At 63.8% G+C, this 16,900-nt stretch carries 13 protein-coding genes and 1 pseudogene; 12 read left to right on the forward strand and 2 right to left on the reverse strand.

The annotated features are described in order from the left end of the window. The 4 genes from WA702_RS05690 to WA702_RS05705 all read left to right on the forward strand — a co-directional run. Positions 1-197: hypothetical protein (locus WA702_RS05690; RefSeq protein WP_425109569.1), on the forward strand; the 197-nt coding region annotated here is incomplete at its 5' end. A gap of 172 nt (positions 198-369) precedes the next feature. Beyond that, the gene (locus tag WA702_RS05695) at positions 370-2,700 is read left to right on the forward strand and encodes a TonB-dependent siderophore receptor (protein WP_425109557.1); all 2,331 of its coding nucleotides are present in this window, start codon (positions 370-372) and stop codon (positions 2,698-2,700) included. Positions 2,701-2,708: 8 nt separating this feature from the next. Beyond that, complete coding sequence (locus WA702_RS05700) at positions 2,709-3,902, forward strand: PepSY-associated TM helix domain-containing protein (RefSeq protein ID WP_425109558.1); 1,194 nt, start codon at positions 2,709-2,711, stop codon at positions 3,900-3,902. Further along, complete coding sequence (locus WA702_RS05705; protein WP_425109559.1) at positions 3,899-4,105, forward strand: hypothetical protein; 207 nt, start codon at positions 3,899-3,901, stop codon at positions 4,103-4,105. The genes WA702_RS05700 and WA702_RS05705 overlap by 4 nt, the downstream gene beginning before the upstream one ends. 4 nt (positions 4,106-4,109) lie before the next feature. On the opposite strand, the gene WA702_RS05710 is transcribed toward WA702_RS05705, so the two are convergent. Together WA702_RS05710 and WA702_RS05715 are read right to left on the reverse strand one after the other, a co-directional pair. Beyond that, a complete protein-coding gene (locus WA702_RS05710) occupies positions 4,110-5,717 on the reverse strand; it encodes an ABC transporter substrate-binding protein (protein ID WP_425109560.1) in 1,608 nt (535 codons plus the stop codon). 509 nt (positions 5,718-6,226) lie between these two features. Continuing rightward, a complete protein-coding gene (locus WA702_RS05715; RefSeq protein WP_425109561.1) occupies positions 6,227-7,837 on the reverse strand; it encodes an ABC transporter substrate-binding protein in 1,611 nt (536 codons plus the stop codon). A gap of 290 nt (positions 7,838-8,127) precedes the next feature. Between WA702_RS05715 and WA702_RS05720 the strand changes: the two genes are divergently transcribed. The 8 genes and pseudogenes from WA702_RS05720 to WA702_RS05755 form a co-directional block, all read left to right on the forward strand. Then, positions 8,128-9,258: a M20/M25/M40 family metallo-hydrolase gene (locus WA702_RS05720; RefSeq protein ID WP_425109562.1), complete on the forward strand. Its 1,131-nt coding sequence runs from the start codon at positions 8,128-8,130 to the stop codon at positions 9,256-9,258. Between the two features lie 84 nt (positions 9,259-9,342). Next, on the forward strand, positions 9,343-10,029 hold the full coding sequence (locus WA702_RS05725; protein WP_425109563.1) for a DNA-3-methyladenine glycosylase I: 687 nt from the start codon (positions 9,343-9,345) through the stop codon (positions 10,027-10,029). Between the two features lie 163 nt (positions 10,030-10,192). Further along, positions 10,193-11,134 (forward strand): ABC transporter permease, encoded by a 942-nt coding sequence (locus WA702_RS05730; RefSeq protein WP_425109564.1) that lies wholly within the window; start codon positions 10,193-10,195, stop codon positions 11,132-11,134. A 13-nt stretch (positions 11,135-11,147) separates the two neighbouring features. Continuing rightward, a complete protein-coding gene (locus WA702_RS05735) occupies positions 11,148-12,038 on the forward strand; it encodes an ABC transporter permease (RefSeq protein WP_425109565.1) in 891 nt (296 codons plus the stop codon). Between the two features lie 119 nt (positions 12,039-12,157). Further along, a complete protein-coding gene (locus tag WA702_RS05740) occupies positions 12,158-13,804 on the forward strand; it encodes an ABC transporter ATP-binding protein (RefSeq protein WP_425109566.1) in 1,647 nt (548 codons plus the stop codon). 133 nt (positions 13,805-13,937) lie between these two features. Then, entirely contained in the window at positions 13,938-15,434 is a 1,497-nt protein-coding gene (locus tag WA702_RS05745; RefSeq protein ID WP_425109567.1) for a M81 family metallopeptidase, read from the forward strand. 33 nt (positions 15,435-15,467) lie between these two features. Then, positions 15,468-16,643: a M20 aminoacylase family protein gene (locus WA702_RS05750; RefSeq protein WP_425109568.1), complete on the forward strand. Its 1,176-nt coding sequence runs from the start codon at positions 15,468-15,470 to the stop codon at positions 16,641-16,643. Next, a pseudogene (locus tag WA702_RS05755) lies at positions 16,636-16,900 on the forward strand (amidase); the annotation flags it as partial. The gene WA702_RS05750 and the pseudogene WA702_RS05755, both read left to right, overlap by 8 nt.

The raw sequence follows: 16,900 nt of genomic DNA on the forward strand, positions 1-16,900 counted from the left end.
TGCGCAAGGACTATCAGAGCGCGCCAAACTATTTGCGGCCTGTTCAAGACGCCGACCTTGCGCAACGTCGCCACGCGAAAAGCGTTCTTCCACAATGGTGTATTCCTCCGGATGAGGCTGTGATCGAGGCGGCGATGCCGCGCGCCCATACGGTGTTCGAGGATGCCGCAGCCGGCGCCGACGCGATGCGTAGTTAGAATCAGTCCAACTCCAAAACCGCAAGTATGACTGGCATTACGCCAATGCTCGCTCGCCGCAATTGATCCGTCCATATCTTCTAAGTACCTGCTGATGTGTCGGAGCCGACATCTGCGCTAATCACGCCTCCAGTGATTTCGGATTGGCCGAGGCGTGTGAGGACATTTCAAAGTGCTTCTGACTATGAACAAGAGGACGCTCGGTCTGCTCTGCGCATCGAGCTCTCTCGCGCTCTGCATCTGCGTCGCCGAGCAGGCGTTCGCGCAATCCAGCGCTCCGGCTTCTGGCGGCGCCGTGGAGCTTCCTTCGGTAACGGTCGACAGCCCCGCAAAGCGACGCGCGAAACCGGCCCGCGTAGCGCAGAACGGCCGTGCGCAGAGCGCCGCGCGCGCTTCTGCCAACGCACATCGCGCGGCAGCGGCTGTAGCGGCGGCTTCGTCCGCTGGCGGCAACGCCGAGGGCGAGACGGCCACCGGTCATGTCGACGGCTATGTGGCGTCCCGCAGCGGCAGCGGCACCAAGACCGATTCAGCGCTGATCGAAACGCCGGCGGCCATCTCCGTCGTGACGCAGGACCAGATGCGGGCGCAGGCGGTGCAGAACATTCAAGAAGCCGTGCGCTACACCTCGGGCACACGAGCGGAAACGTCCGGTGCCGACAACCGCTTCGATTACATCTATGTGCGTGGCTTCCAGGCCGATCTCTATCTCGACGGCATGCGCCTGTTCACCTCGGGCTTCTCGACCTCAATCGTCGATCCCTACAGCCTCGAGCGGCTCGAAGTGCTGCATGGGCCGGCGTCGGTGCTTTACGGTCAGGCGTCACCGGGCGGCCTCGTCAACATGGTCAGCAAGCGGCCGACGGAAGAGCCTTATCATGAGATGTTCCTCTCGACCGGCAGCTATGGTCGCATCCAGAGCGGTGTCGACCTCGGTGGCCCGATCGACAAGGACAAGCAGTTCCTCTACCGTTTGACGACTGAGGGCTTCGACGTCGGCAGCCAGGTCGACGATGTCAAATACAAGAGGGTCATGATCGCGCCGTCCTTGACCTGGCGGCCTGACAATCAGACCACGATCACCTTCCTCGGCACCTATCAGAACGATCCAAACGCCGGCTTCTTCAACCAGCTGCCGAAGAACGGCGTCGGGACGCTGTTTCCGCTGCCCAACGGCCAGTACATTCCGACCAGCTTCTACCCGGGCGTCCCCAGCAGCGACCATGAGAGCCGCGAACGCGGCCAGATCGGCTATCTCGCCGAACATCGGTTCGACAATGTGTTCACGGTCCGCCAGAACGTGCGCTACAGCGACATTTCCAATTCGATCACGACCATCTATCCGACCGGCCAGTCCACCAGGGATCCGAACAGCCTGGCGCGGTCGTCCTTCGCCGAGAACGATCACCTGCGGACCTTCGATATCGACAACCAGCTCGAGGCGAAATTCGGGCTTGGCGGGCTGACGCACACCGTCTTGTTCGGTATCGACTACCAGAACGGCAATTATGGCAATAGGTCCGGATTCGGGTCGGCGCCCGACATCAGCGTGAGCAACCCAAACTACAACACGCCGGTTACGATCCCCTTCACATCGACGAACCGCCAGAACTTCGATCAGATCGGGCTTTACGCCCAGGACGAGATCAAGTTCGATCACTGGGTGGCACTGCTCGGGGCGCGCTGGGACCAGGTCGATCAAACTTCCTTGACACGGTCACTGGCGACCGGGGCGACGACGGCATCGTCACAGGTGACGAACAGCGCCACGACCGAGCGGGGCGCCCTGCTCTACAAGTTCGATAACGGCGTGGCGCCTTATATCCAGTACACCGAGTCGTTCCAGCCGCAGTTGACCGGCCTCGTGAATGGCGGCGGTCCGCTCGTGCCGACCACCGGCCAGCAGGAAGAGGTCGGCATCAAATATCAACCCGACGCCAAATCCCTGTACAGCATCGCCGCGTTCAACCTGCTGCAGCAGCACGTGACGACACCGGATCCATCCAACAGCCTGTTTGTCGTCCAGACCGGCGAAATCCGCTCGCGCGGCATCGAGCTGGAGGCCAAGACGGAGATCAATCGCGGCCTGTCGCTGCTCGCATCCTATACTTACCTCGACCAGGTCATCACCAGCAGCAACACCGCAACGCAGGCCGGACGGCACCCCGTCGGCATACCGATGAATTCCGCCTCGCTGTGGGCGGACTACACCTTCCACGGCGGCCAGCTCGACGGCTTCGGTGTCTCCGGCGGCGTGCGCTATCTCGGTGAAACAGCCGGCAACATCACAGGCACGACCGTGCTGCAGGTGCCGGACGTGACGCTGTTCGATGCCGCCGTGCATTACGACTTCTCGACGCTCGGCCCGAAATTCAAGGGCTACTCCCTGCAGGTCAATGCCACCAATTTGTTCGACAAGACCTACGTCTCGCTGTGCCAGGACAATGGCTGCTATTACGGCCTGCGCCGCCAGGTGATCGCGACGCTGCGCTACAAGTGGTGAGAACACGCATGTCCCGCCTTGCCTTTCGCCGCTGGTTTTGGGTGCATAAATGGTCGAGCCTGGTGTGTACCGCCTTCCTGCTGCTGATCTGCGTGAGCGGGCTTCCGCTGGTCTTCCGCGATGAGATCGCCGGCTGGCTGGAGGATGGACCGCCTTACGCATTGGCATCAGAGGGAACGCCGAGCGTCAGTCTCGACAAGGTCGTCAGCACCGCGCGTGGATTGTATCCCGGTCAGATCGTCGGCAATATCCTCATCGAGGATGACGAACCGAAGATCATGGTGGCGATGATGCCGTCATGGGCCGCGTTCACGGCCGATCGCAGCACCGCGCATTGGATCAAGTTCGACGCCCATACCGGGCAGGTCATGCGGGAGTCGAAGAGCTTCAGCGGCGACAGCGCCCGCTTCCTCGATATCATGCTCAATCTGCACCGAGATCTCTTCGTCGATCTGCCCGGCGAATTGTTCATGGGCCTGATGGCACTGCTGTTCGTCGTCGCGATCGTCTCCGGCGTCGTGCTCTATTCCCCTTTCATGCGCCGGCTCGATTTCGGCACCGTGCGCGTGGCGCGGTCACGACGCCTGAAATGGCTCGACCTCCACAATCTCACCGGCATCGCGCTTGTCGCCTGGATGGCGGTGGTCGGCCTGACCGGAATCATCAACGAACTCTCGACGCCGCTGTTCGGCCTCTGGCAGATGACCGACATCAAGGCCCTGCTCGCGCCGTTCCGCGGCAGTACCGTGCCGACGGACGCAGAGCTGAGTTCGCCGCAGGCCGCGCTGGACACGGTCAAGGTAGCGATGCCGGACATGATCGCGAACAGCGTGGTGTTCCCAGGCTCGCCGTTTGGCTCGCCCTATCATTATCTGGTCTGGACCAAGGGTCGCGAGCCGCTGACCGCGCGGCTGTTCCGTCCAGCGCTGGTCGATGCCCGCACCGGCAGGCTCGCCGCGGTCGTTAGCATGCCCTGGTATCTGCGCGCGCTCGAATTGTCGCGACCGCTGCATTTCGGCGACTATGGCGGCCTACCGCTGAAGATCATCTGGGCGCTGCTCGATCTCGTCACCATCATCGTGCTCGGCAGCGGGCTTTATCTATGGCTGTCGCGGCGCATTGCGGCGAATGAAGCTGAGACGAAATTGCTGGACAGCGACACGGCCGCGAGCGCCGCACTCACGCCGGAAACGGCGGAATGATCAAAGTGCGCACGCGTTACGGCTTCAGTCGGATCTGGCGCTGGCCATCCGTGCTCGCGGTCCTGACCACATTCGGCCTGTTGTCGGCGCTGCTCGGTCAAGGCGGGATCTGGTGGGGCCTGTCCTGGATCGCGCTGGCGATCCCGCTGCTGGTGGTCGCGGTCTGCGTTCAACGCGCAGGCCGCGCCAGCTCGTCATCTTGATGCGCTACTCGCTCTTGTCGATGTTCCAGAACACCGGCACAGCCTGTCCTTCGAGCACGCCGGTCAGCGATTTGCGCCAGGCGCTCGGGCTGAAGAACTGCCCGAGCGGAATGTAGATCACCTCGTCGTAGGCCTCCTGCTGGACCTCGATCGCGATCTTCTTCCGATCCTCTGATGTCAAGGCGCGCGCATAGGCGTCGCGCAGCTGCTCGATCTTGGGATCGTCGGGCCAGCCGAACAGGCCCTGCTTGCCCTTGCCGCCGAGGAACGTCGAGGCCAGCGGATTGCCGACATCGGCAATCACCGAATTGGTGAAGAACATATTCCAGCCGCCTTCCTTCGGCGGCTTCTGGCTGGCGCGTCGCGTCACCACCGACTGCCAGTCGGTGGCCTGCAGATCGACCTTGAAGCCGGCATTGCGCAGCTGCTGTGCCACGACGATCGGCTGGGCCTTGAGCGTCGCCGCGTCACCCGGCGCGAGAATGACGACCGGCGTGCCGTCATACCCGGACTCCGCAAGCAGCTTCTTGGCCTGCTCCAGCCCGTTGCCCTTGACCAGGGTCTCGCTGCCGACATCGGTCTCCAGCGGCGTGCCGCAACCGAAATAAGCGCCGCAGAGCTTGTAGTATTTCGGATTGCCGATCAGCGCGTCGAGCACCTCCTTCTGGTTCATTGCCAGAAACGCCGCGCGCCGGATCTTCGGATTGTCGAACGGCGGATAGAGGAAGTTCATCCGCCCGAGCGTCTGGTAGCCGAACTTGTTCAGCACGCCCATCGTGATGTCGGGATCCGCCGCGAGCACCGGCTCCATTTCCAGCGGCGGGAATTCCATGAAATCGATCTCGCCCGATTGCAGCGCGTTCACCGCGGTCTGCGCATCGGGCATCGTCACCCATTCGACGCGGTCGACCTTCACCACCTTAGCCCCGGCGGTCCAGCTCGGCGGCTCCTTGCGCGGCACATAGTCGGTGTTCTTGACGTAGACGGCTTTCACCCCCGGCTGGAACTCCGACTGCACGAATTTGAACGGCCCCGAGCCGATCTGCTCTTTGATCTGCTGGTCAGGCGGCGTTTCGGCGAGCCGCTTCGGCATCATGAACGGCACGTAGGAGGACGGCTTGCCGATCGAATCGAGCACGAGCCCATAGGGTTCTTTCAGCTTCAGCGTGATGGTCTTGACATCGGTCGCCTCGATATCAGCGGTGAACTCCATCAGCTTCATGCCCATCGGATCGTGGCGAGCCCAGCGCTTCAGCGAGGCGACGCAGTCTTCCGCCGTGACCGGCGCGCCGTCGTGCCATTTCAGGCCGTCGCGCAGGGTGAAGGTGTAAGTGAGCTTGTCATCCGAGATCTTCCAATCCGCCATCTGCGGCTGGATCTTGAAGTTGGCATCGGTAGCCAGCAGCGTGTCATAGACCATGTAGCCATGATCGCGGGTGATGTAGGCCGGCGTGAAGATCGGGTCGATGATACGCAGATCCGAATGCATCACTGCGGTGATGGTCTTGCCCGATGCGAACGCCGGCGATGCCCAGACCGACGACAATGCGAGCGCTGATAAAACGAGGCACGAAGCTAGCGCGGACCGGGTCCGGCGCGGGATGTTGAGCATGCGATCTCTCTCGGCGTGGTGGTGCTGATACGACCCGGTCCTTCAGCTGACACCGTACGCTCGCGCTGCGCTGGGCAGGGCAGGGCAGGGCAGGCAAACATTGGGTCAATCAGCCGTCATCGAGAGTTGCAGCAGATCACGGGGCCGTCAATCGCTTTGCCGCGCGTCCGCGTTGGTCAAGTGCGATCACGGCGCGAACACCGCTTTGTTGCACGCGTCGCGCGCCGCGTGTCTGGAACTGGTTGCACTGCGGAAAGTTATTCTGCCAGATAGGAGCATCTGATCATGCCGACCGAACGCACCGACAATCCGCGCAGCGACCGCCCCCATCAACCGGGACCCGACCTGAAGCTGCAATTGCCTCAGGCGCGGCAGACTGCCCACCCGTTAACCGTCGAGGCCCTGAGGCGGTGCGCGACAGCCACTGCTGAGCGCGACAAACAAAAAAAGCGCGGCGGATGGATCCGCCGCGCTTCTGCTACCTGCTGTCTTGTGCGCCGAACGACGGGCTATTCGCTCTTGTCGATATTCCAGAAGATCGGTGTCGCCGGACCATCGAGCACGCCAGACAGCGACTTCCGCCACGCGCTCGGCACCGTGTACTGGCCGAGCGGGATGTAGAGCACCTGGTCGTAGTTCTCCTTCTGGATCTCGGTCGCAAGTTTCTTCTGCTCGTCTGCAGAGGTCGCGCGCGCGAAGGCGTCGCGCATCTGCTCCATCTTCGGATCATCGGCCCAGCCGAACCAGCCGCCATTCTTGCCGCGTCCGTTGAGCGAAGCATTGGCAATGGGGTTGACGACGTCTGCGCCGGCCCAGTTGGTGAAGAACATGTTCCAGCCGCCCTCCTTCACGGGCTTCTGGCTGGCGCGGCGCGACACCACGGTCTGCCAGTCGGTCGCCTGCAGGTCGACCTTGAAGCCGGCGTCGCGCAGCAGCTGCGCCGACACGATCGGCTGTGCGCGCAACGTGATCACGTCGCCCGGCGCCATGATGGCGATCGGCGTGCCGTCATAGCCTGATGCCGCGAGTTCCTTCTTGGCTTCGGCCATGCCGTTGCCCTTGACCAGGCTTTCGGCCCCGACGTCGCTCGCGAGCGGCGTGCCGCACACGAACACGGCGCCGCACACCTGCTGATACTTCTCGTTGCCGACCAGGGCGTCGAGCACGTCCTTCTGGTTCAGCGCCAGGAAGGCCGCGCGGCGCACCTTGACATTGTCGAATGGCGGCAGCGTGAAGTTCATGCGGCCGAGCGTCTGGAAGCCCAATTTGTTGAGGACCTCGATCTTGAGGTCGGAATTGGCCTCGAGCACCGGCAACATCTCGAACGGAATGTTCTCCATGAAATCGATGTCGCCGGACTGCAGCGCATTCACCGCGGTCTGAGCATCGGCCATCGTGATCCACTCGACGCGGTCGACCTTCACGACCTTGCCGCCGGCGGTCCAGCTCGGCGCCTCCTTGCGCGGCACGTAGTCGGTGTTCTTCTCGAACACAGCCTTCACGCCGGGCTGGAATTCCGCCTTGACGAATTTGAACGGACCGGAGCCGGTCTGGTCGGTGATGGCCTGATCCGCCGGCGTGTCGGCGACGCGCTTTGGCATCATGAACGGCACCACCGAGGACGGCTTGCCGATCGATTCCAGCACCAGGCCGTAGGGCTCCTTCAGCTTCAGCGCAAAGCTCTTGGCGTCGATGACGTCGAGGCTGGCGGTGAAGTCCATTAGCTTCTGCCCCATGCCGTCGCGCTTGGCCCAGCGCTTCAGCGAGGCGACGCAGTCTTCCGCGGTGACCGGCGTACCATCATGCCACTTCAGGCCGTCGCGCAGCGTGAACGTGTAGGTCAGCTTGTCGTCGGAGACTTTCCACTCCGCCATCTGCGGCTGGATCTTGAAATTCGCGTCCGTCGCCAGCAGCGTGTCATAGACCATGTATCCATAGTCGCGCTGGATATAGGCGGTGGTGATGATCGGGTCGAGCATCCGCAGGTCGGAATGCATGACCGCGGTGATGGTCTTGCCCGCGGCCGCCGCAGGCGAGGTCAGCGCGGACGACAGCGCCAGCACCGAAACGGCAAGGCTCGTCGCGAGCGTTAGGCGTTTCCAGCGCGAAGTATGGAACATACAATCTCTCCTGACGTGGTGGTGCTCTGGCGTCAAACTGATCAAAGCCCGGTCAATCATTGTGCGTAGAGTACATTGTGCGTGCAGTTCAATCTTGAAGCGAACTAACACCCTGCAACAGCACGGCTTTCGAGACTTGCACCAGTCGCCCTGCGCGTCAATCGCTTTTGCCGCATGACCGCTGCAGCCGACAACGCCGTTAACGGCCACGGAGCTTTCGCTTTACAAAGCATCCGTCAGATCATCTCGTGCTGCAATGGTTCGCGCGCGACATCCTAACGAGAGCTCTCATGAATCCAGCCAATCTTCCCTTTGATACCGAAACCATGCTGCAGGGTTTGCGCGGCTGGGTGGAATGCGAAAGCCCGACCTGGGACGCCGCCGCGGTCGAGCGCATGCTCGATCTCGCCGCGCGCGACATGGCGATCATGGGTGCGACCATCGAGCGCATCGCTGGGCGTCAGGGCTTTGCCGGCTGCGTGCGCGCCCGCTTTCCGCATCCGAAACAGGGCGAGCCGGGCATCCTGATCGCCGGCCATCTCGATACCGTCCACCCCGTGGGCACGCTGGCGAAGCTGCCGTGGCGGCGCGAGGGCAACAAATGCTTTGGCCCCGGCATCTTCGACATGAAGGGCGGCAATTACCTGACGCTCGAGGCGATCCGGCAGTTGGCGAAGGCGCAGGTCGCAACGCCGCTGCCGATCACCGTGCTTTTCACGCCGGACGAGGAAGTCGGCACGCCCTCGACCCGAGACATCATCGAGGCCGAGGCGGCGCGCAACAAATACGTGCTGGTGCCGGAGCCGGGCCGCATCGACAACGGCGTCGTCACCGGCCGCTATGCGATCGCACGCTTCAATCTCGAAGCAACGGGACGGCCGAGCCACGCCGGCGCCACGCTCTCCTCTGGGCGTTCCGCGATCCGGGAAATGGCGCGGCAGATCCTCGCCATCGACGCGATGACGACGGAAGATTGCACCTTCTCGGTCGGCATCGTGCATGGCGGCCAATGGGTCAATTGCGTCGCGACCACGGCAACCGGCGAAGCGCTCAGCATGGCCAAGCGCCAGGCCGATCTCGATCATGGCGTCGAGCGCATGCTGGCGCTCACCGGAACCAGCAACGATGTCAGCTTCAAGGTCACCCGCGGCGTGACGCGTCCGGTATGGGAGGCGGATGCCGGCACCATGGCGCTCTATGAGAAGGCGCGCAGCCTCGCCGAGCAGATCGGCATGAAGCTGCCGCATCAGTCCGCCGGCGGCGGCTCCGATGGCAACTTCACCGGCGCGATGGGGATTCCGACGCTCGACGGCCTGGGCGTGCGCGGCGCCGATGCGCACACGCTGAGCGAGCACATCGAGGTCGACAGCCTGGTCGAGCGCGGCCGCCTGATGGCCGGCCTGCTCGCGACTTTGGCGTAACCTGCGCTCAGCGCGTCGACGCAGCTTGCCGTGCGCCGCAAACTCTGCTGTCCTCCATGGGATAAGCAGGGTGACGCGGCGCGCATGAGCTCGTTCAAGACCATCCGAACCAGGGCGGAGAAACGGAAAGGTGGGCCAAAGGCGCTCGAGGCGTTGCTGCCGGCCATTCCCGATGCAACATCCCTGACGAAACTCGGGGATGATCGCGCGCTGGCGGAAATGACCAAGCGCGTATTTTGCGCAGGCTTTGCCTGGAGCGTCATCGAAACCAAATGGCCTGACTTCGAAACCGCGTTTCTCGGCTTCCAGCCCACGCAGCTCTTGTTCCAGCCCGATGATTACTGGGACGGCCTGCTGCGCGACGCCCGCATCGTGCGCAATGCGCCGAAGATCATGTCGGTGCGCGCCAACGCCGCGTTCCTTCAGGATATTGCAAAGCAACACGGCAGCTTCGGCAAATTGCTCGCGAGTTGGCCATCATCTGACGAGATCGGCCTGCTCGATCTCCTTGCCAAGCGCGGCAATCGCCTCGGCGGCAACACGGGACAAATGCTGCTGCGCGTCCTCGGCTTCGACGGCTTCGTTACATCAAGGGATGTCGTCGCGTGCCTGCGCGATGCCGGCCTCGATATCGCCGAGGAGGTGAAGTCGAAAGGCGATCTCGCCAAGGTTCAGGCGCAGTTCAACGCCTGGGCCAGCGAAACCGACCTTCCTTATACGCACCTGTCCCGCATCTGCGCGCTCTCGACCGGTGAGAGTCGCGCCTCATGATTCCGGACATCAAAAAATCCGCCCGTACGATGGCACGCGCCTTGCACCCATCAACCGGCGCCGTTCCGGGAGAGCTTGTATCCGATGAGTATCAGTGACATGCAGGCATACTCACGGCGCTGTGTAACATCCTCGAGCCCACGCTGAAGGCAACGACCTCCCGATGATCGGATATCTGCTCCGCCGTCTGCTTGCCACGATCCCCGTCATGGGCGTGGTCGCGCTGTTCGTCTTCCTGCTGCTGCGCCTGACACCCGGTGATCCCGCCGCGATTCTGGCCGGCGACAATGCGACGACCGAGCAGCTCGAACGCATCCGCACCTCGCTCGGCCTCAACGAGCCGATCTATTTGCAGTTCTTGAACTGGATCAACCAGCTTCTGCATGGCGATCTCGGCGTGTCGCTGATCTCGCATGTGCCGGTCTTGAAGTTGATCGGCCAGCGCGTCGAACCGACCTTGTCGGTCGCGATCGCCACCATCATCCTGTCGATCGTCGTCGCCGTGCCGCTCGGTGTCCTCGCGGCCTGGAAGCACGGCACCTGGATCGATCGCTTCGTGATGGGCCTGTCGGTGCTCGGCTTCTCCGTGCCGGTGTTCGTGATCGGCTACTTGCTGATCAAGGTGTTTGCGCTCGATTTGCGCTGGCTGCCGGTGCAGGGCTTCAAGAGCCTATCCTCAGGACTCGGTCAGTTCCTGGAGCGCCTCGTCCTGCCGACCTGCGCGCTCTCCTTCATCTACGTCGCGCTGATTGCGCGCATGACGCGTGCGGCGATGCTGGACGTGCTCGGCGAGGATTTCGTCCGCACCGCGCGCGCCAAGGGCGTCAACGAGGTCGCCGTGCTGCTGCGCCATGCGCTGCGCAACGCCGCCGTGCCTGTGATTACCGTGATCGGCTCCGGCTTCGCGCTCCTGATCTCCGGCGTCGTCGTCACCGAAAGCGTGTTCAACCTGCCCGGCATTGGACGCCTGACCGTGGATGCGGTGCTGGCGCGCGACTATCCGGTGATCCAGGGCATGATCCTTTTGACCTCCTTCATCTATCTCGCGGTCAATCTGGTGATCGACCTCGCTTATTCCCTGCTCGACCCGCGCATCCGCTACTAGAGGCCTGTCATCGATGGCGATCGTCACCCATCCCGAGCCGTCCATCCCGGTCACCTCGCGGCTGCGGGTCCGGTTCGGCTTCCTCACCTCGACCCCAATCATCGCGACCGCGACCATCTGCCTTACGCTGATCGTGCTCATCTCGGTGGCGGCACCGCTGCTCGCGCCGCATGATCCGCTGCTGCTGGCGCCGGCGCAGCGGCTGAAGCCGTCGAGCGCGCAGTTCCTGCTCGGCACCGACGCCTATGGCCGCGACCTGCTGTCGCGTGTCATCTATGGTGGCCGCATCTCGCTGCTGGTCGGGGTCGGCGCGGCCTTGTTCTCGGTCGTGCTCGGCCTCCTCATCGGGCTCGTCTCCGGCTTCTTCAAATGGATCGATGCCGTGATGATGCGCGTGATGGACGGCCTGATGGCGATCCCGGCCATCCTGCTCGCCATCGCCGTGGTCTCGCTGTCCGGAGCCAGCATCACCACCGTGATGATCGCGATCACCATTCCGGAGATCCCGCGCGTGGCGCGCCTGGTGCGCTCGGTCGTGCTGACCGCGCGCGAGGAGCCCTATGTCGAGGCCGCGATCTCGCTCGGCTCCTCGCTGCCCAAGATCATGTGGCGGCATCTGATGCCGAACACGATCGCGCCGCTGATCGTCCAGGGCACCTATGTCTGCGCCTCCGCCATCCTCACCGAGGCGATCCTGTCCTTCCTCGGCGCCGGCATCAGCCCGGAGACCCCGACCTGGGGCAACATCATGGCCGAGGGCCGCTCCTTCTTCCAGGTCAAGCCGTCGCTGATCTTCTGGCCGGGCCTGCTGCTCTCGATCGCGATCCTCAGCATCAACCTGATCGGCGACGCAGCCCGCGACGCGCTCGATCCGCGCATGAAGCAGCGGGAGGGCGGCAAGTGAGACTGCCTCCGTACACCGTCATTGCGAGCGAAGCGAAGCAATCCAGCATCGTTCCACGAAACCAGACTGGATTGCTTCGTCGCTTACGCTCCTCGCAATGACGGCAGAGAGTTGCTGATATGACCGACACCATCCTCGACATCGACAACCTCGTCGTCGCGCTCGGCAAGACCAGGGCCACCGCCGGGCTACGCATCATCGACGGCGTCTCGATCAAGGTCGCCAAGGGCGAGACGCTCTGCGTGGTCGGTGAAAGCGGCTCCGGCAAGTCGGTCACCTCGCTGACCACCATGGGCCTGCTGCCGAAGAACGCGCTGCAACCCGTGAGTGGCAGCATCAAGCTGGTCGGCGAAGAGCTTCTCACCGCGACCGATCGCCGCCTGCGGCAATTGCGCGCCACCACCATGGCGATGATCTTCCAGGAGCCGATGACCGCGCTCAATCCGGTGGTGCCGGTCGGCAAGCAGATCGACGAGGTTTTACGCGCGCATACGTCGCTGGATGGCCGCGCCCGCCGCAAGCGCATCCTCGACATGATGGAGCAGGTGCACCTGCCCGATGTCGAGCGTATCTTCCGCTCCTATCCTCATCGCCTCTCGGGCGGCCAGCGTCAGCGCATCATGATCGCAATGGCGCTGGTGCTGGAACCGAAACTGCTAATCGCGGATGAGCCGACCACCGCACTCGATGTCACCACGCAGAAGCAGATCTTGTCGCTGATCCGCGAGCTGCAGCGCGATCACGGCACCGCGGTGCTGTTCATCACCCACGACATGGGCGTTGTCGCCGAGATCGCCGACCGTGTCGCCGTGATGCGGCAGGGCCGCCTGGTCGAGACCGGCGCGCTCGACACCATCCTGCGCCAACCCACCATGGACTACACGCGCAACCTGCTCTCCGCCGTGCCGAGCCTGATTCCGCGCCCGCCGCGACCCGACACCACGGAACCGGTGGTGCTCGAGGCCAATGAGCTCGGCAAGGTCTATCGCGAGCGATCCTTCCTCGGCAAAGCGCGCGAGGTCGTCGCCGCAGAGAACGTCACCCTCACCTTGCGCAAGGGCCGCACGCTCGGCATCGTCGGCGAAAGCGGCTCGGGCAAATCGACCGTGGCGCGCTGCATCGTGCGCCTGATCGATCCGACCTCCGGTGGCGTGCGCCTTGCGGGTCACGAGATCTCGATCCTGCCGCGGCGCCTGCTGCAGCCGCACCGCAAGCGCATCCAGATCGTGTTCCAGGATCCCTATCGCTCACTCAATCCGCGCCTCTCGGTCGGCGAGAGCATCGCGGAAGGTCCGGTCAATTACGGCACGCCGCGGAGCCAGGCGCTGGCGCGCGCCCGCGAGTTGCTGGAGCTGGTCGGCCTGCCCCCGGATTCGATTTCGCGCTTCCCGCATCAGTTCTCCGGCGGCCAGCGCCAGCGCATCGCCATTGCGCGTGCGCTCGCGCTCGATCCGGATGTGCTGGTCGCAGACGAAGCGGTCTCGGCGCTCGACGTCTCCGTGCAGGCGCAGGTGCTGGACCTGCTGGATGAGATCCAGCGCCGGCTTGGCATCGCGATCCTGTTCATCACCCACGATTTGCGCGTTGCGGCACAGATCTGCGACGACGTGGTGGTGATGCAGAAAGGCCGCATCGTCGAACAAGGCCCCGCCGGCGACGTGCTGACTGCTCCGAAGCAGGACTACACCCGCGCGCTCTTGGATGCGGCGCCTGGCCGCAACTGGGACTTTGCCAACTTCCGCCCCGTGGCAGAAGCGGTGGCGTAGTTTTTTCGGTCATTGCGAGCACTCCTCGCAAAGACGGGAAACCCATGCAAATCGGCATCGCTCGATTGCTTGCACAGCCCGCGAGGCACGGTCTAACGTCCGTTGGCGCACCCACGGCACGAGGCCCGACTGAATGACCCGCATCGCCACCGGCGGCTTCCTGCACGAGACCAATACCTTCGCGCCGACCAAGGCGGACTACGACGCCTTCATGCATGGCAGCGGCAGGCCGACCATCGCCGACGCGGCCAACGTGCTGACCACGATGCGCAACATCAATGCCGGTCAGGCCGGCTTCATCGACATTGCCGAAGCCAAGGGTTGGGAGGTGGTGCCGACCATCGCCTGCTATGCGAGCCCGTCGGCCCACGTCACCGAGGACGCGTTCGAGCGGATCGTCGGTGTCATGGTCGATCGCATCAAGGCGGCCGGCAAACTCGACGGCGTCTATCTCGATCTGCACGGCGCCATGGTATCAGAGCATTATGATGATGGCGAAGGCGAAATTCTGGCGCGCGTGCGTAAGGTGATCGGCCCCAGCGTCCCCTTGGTTGCGAGCCTCGATCTCCACGCCAACGTCACGCCGCAGATGATGGACAATGCGGATGCGCTGATCGCCTACCGCAAATATCCCCACACCGACATGGCCGACACCGGCCGCGCGGCAGCAGAGCATATGGCATTGTTGTTGGATGGCCAGTGCTTCGCGAAGGCGTTCCGCCAGCTCCCGTTCCTGATTCCGATCAGCTGGCAATGCACCAACGACCAGCCGGCCAAAGGTATCTACGAGACGCTTGCGACCTATCAGAGCGACGCGGTGCCGACCTTGTCCTTCGCGCCGGGCTTTCCGGCCGCCGACTTCGTCCATTGCGGCCCGAGCGTGTTTGCTTACGGCAAGACCCAAGCCGATGCGGACGCGGCGGCGGATGCAATCGCGGCACTCGTCACAGGCCATGAGAACGATTTCGCGGGCCAGATCTATTCGCCCGACGACGGCGTGCGCAAAGCCATGGAGCTGGCGAAGAACGCCGCGAAGCCGATCGTGATCGCCGACACCCAGGACAATCCCGGCGCCGGCGGCGATTCCGACACCACCGGCATGCTGCGCGCGCTGGTGCGCAACCGCGCGCAACGCGCCGCGATCGGCATGATCTACGATCCGGGCGCGGCACTGGCGGCGCACGCAGCAGGCACAGGGGCAACTGTCACCCTGTCACTCGGCGGCAAATCCGGCATTCCCGGCGACGCGCCGTTCGAAGAAAGCTTTCTCGTCGAGCAGTTGTCGGATGGCCGCTTCGTCGCGCCTGGACCGTTCTATGGCGGCCGCAAGATGGAAATGGGTCCCTCTGCCGCGCTTCGGATCGGCGATATCAGCGTCGTTGTCGTGTCTCACAAGGCGCAGCTCGCAGATCAGGAGATGTTCCGGTTCGTCGGCATCGAGCCGACCGAGCAGGCGATCCTAGTCAACAAGAGCTCGGTGCATTTCCGCGCCGATTTCGAGCCGATCGCCGAGCAGCTTTTGATCTGCGCCGCGCCCGGCGCGATGCCGGCCGATCCCGCCACCCTGCCCTGGACACGGCTGCGTCCGGGCATTCGCCTCAAGCCGAACGGTCCGGCCTTCGCTCTGTAACGTTGATATCACCTGCCAAGGGAAACGAGATCCATGCCCACCATCGACCGCATCCAAGGCTACGCTGACGAGCTCACCGCCATCCGTCGCGACCTGCACGCCCATCCCGAGATCGGCTTCGAGGAGGTACGCACGTCGGGCATCGTCGCCGAGAAGCTCGCGCAATGGGGCATCGAGGTGCATCGTGGCCTTGGCGGCACCGGCGTTGTCGGTGTGCTCAAGGGCAAGGGCGGCAACGGCGCCAAGAAGATCGGCTTGCGTGCCGACATGGACGCGCTGCCGATGGAGGAGAATACGAACCTGTCGTGGCGGTCGACCGTTCCGGGCCGCTTCCACGGCTGCGGCCATGACGGCCACACCACCATGCTGCTCGGCACCGCGCGCTATCTCGCCGAGACCCGCAATTTCAACGGCACCGTGCATTTCATCTTCCAGCCGGCCGAGGAAGGCCTCGGCGGCGCCCGCGCCATGATCAAGGACGGCCTGTTCGAGCAGTTCCCCTGCGACGAGCTCTATGGCCTGCACAACGCGCCCGACCTCAAGCATGGCGAGATCGCGATCCTGCCAGGACCGGCGATGGCCGGCGCCGACTTCTTCGACATCCGTATTTCCGGATACGGCGCGCATGGCGCGATGCCGGAGCGGTCCAAGGACGCCGTGGTGATCGCGACCGCGCTGGCGCAGTCGATCCAGAGCATCGTCAGCCGCAACGTCGATCCGCTGCATCCGGCGGTGGTGTCGATCACCCAGATCCATGCCGGCTCCGCCTACAATGTGATTCCCGGCGACGCCTGGCTGTGCGGCACCGTCCGCGCCTTCGACGACGGCACCCGCGCTTTGATCCGCGAGCGCATGCGCGCGATCTGCGCCGGCATGGCGGTCGCCTATAATTGCGAGATCGATGCCGACATCCGTGACACCTTCAGCGTGCTGGTGAACCAGGAAGCGCAGAGCAAGGTGGTCGAGGACGTCGCGCGCACGGTGGTAGATCCGTCCAAGGTGATCACCCGCACGACGCCGAAGATGGGCAGCGAGGACTTCGCCGATATGCTGCAATCGATTCCTGGCGCGTATTTCTGGGTCGGACATGACGGTGAGGTGCCGGTGCACAATCCCGGCTACGTGCTCGACGACAAGATCCTGCCGATCGGCGCCAGCATGTTTGCCCGCATCATCGAAACCCGGCTTCCCGAAGGCTCCCATGCATAAAGCGATCTCACAGGAGATTACCTCGCTGCATGATCTGGCGGCGGTCGATCTGATCGCCGGCTATCGCGCGCGCCAGTTCTCGCCATCCGAAGTGATGGAGGAGGTGCTGGCGCATGTCGCGGCCTGGGAGCCGCACATCAAGGCGCTCTATCTGCTCGACCCCGACGCGGCGCGCGCCGCCGCCAAGGCGTCCACCGACCGCTGGAGCCAGGACGAGCCGGTCGGCTCGCTCGATGGCGTCCCGGCGACGGTGAAGG

Origin of the sequence: Bradyrhizobium sp. (assembly GCF_049798375.1) — a bacterium.
GTDB lineage: Bacteria > Pseudomonadota > Alphaproteobacteria > Rhizobiales > Xanthobacteraceae > Bradyrhizobium.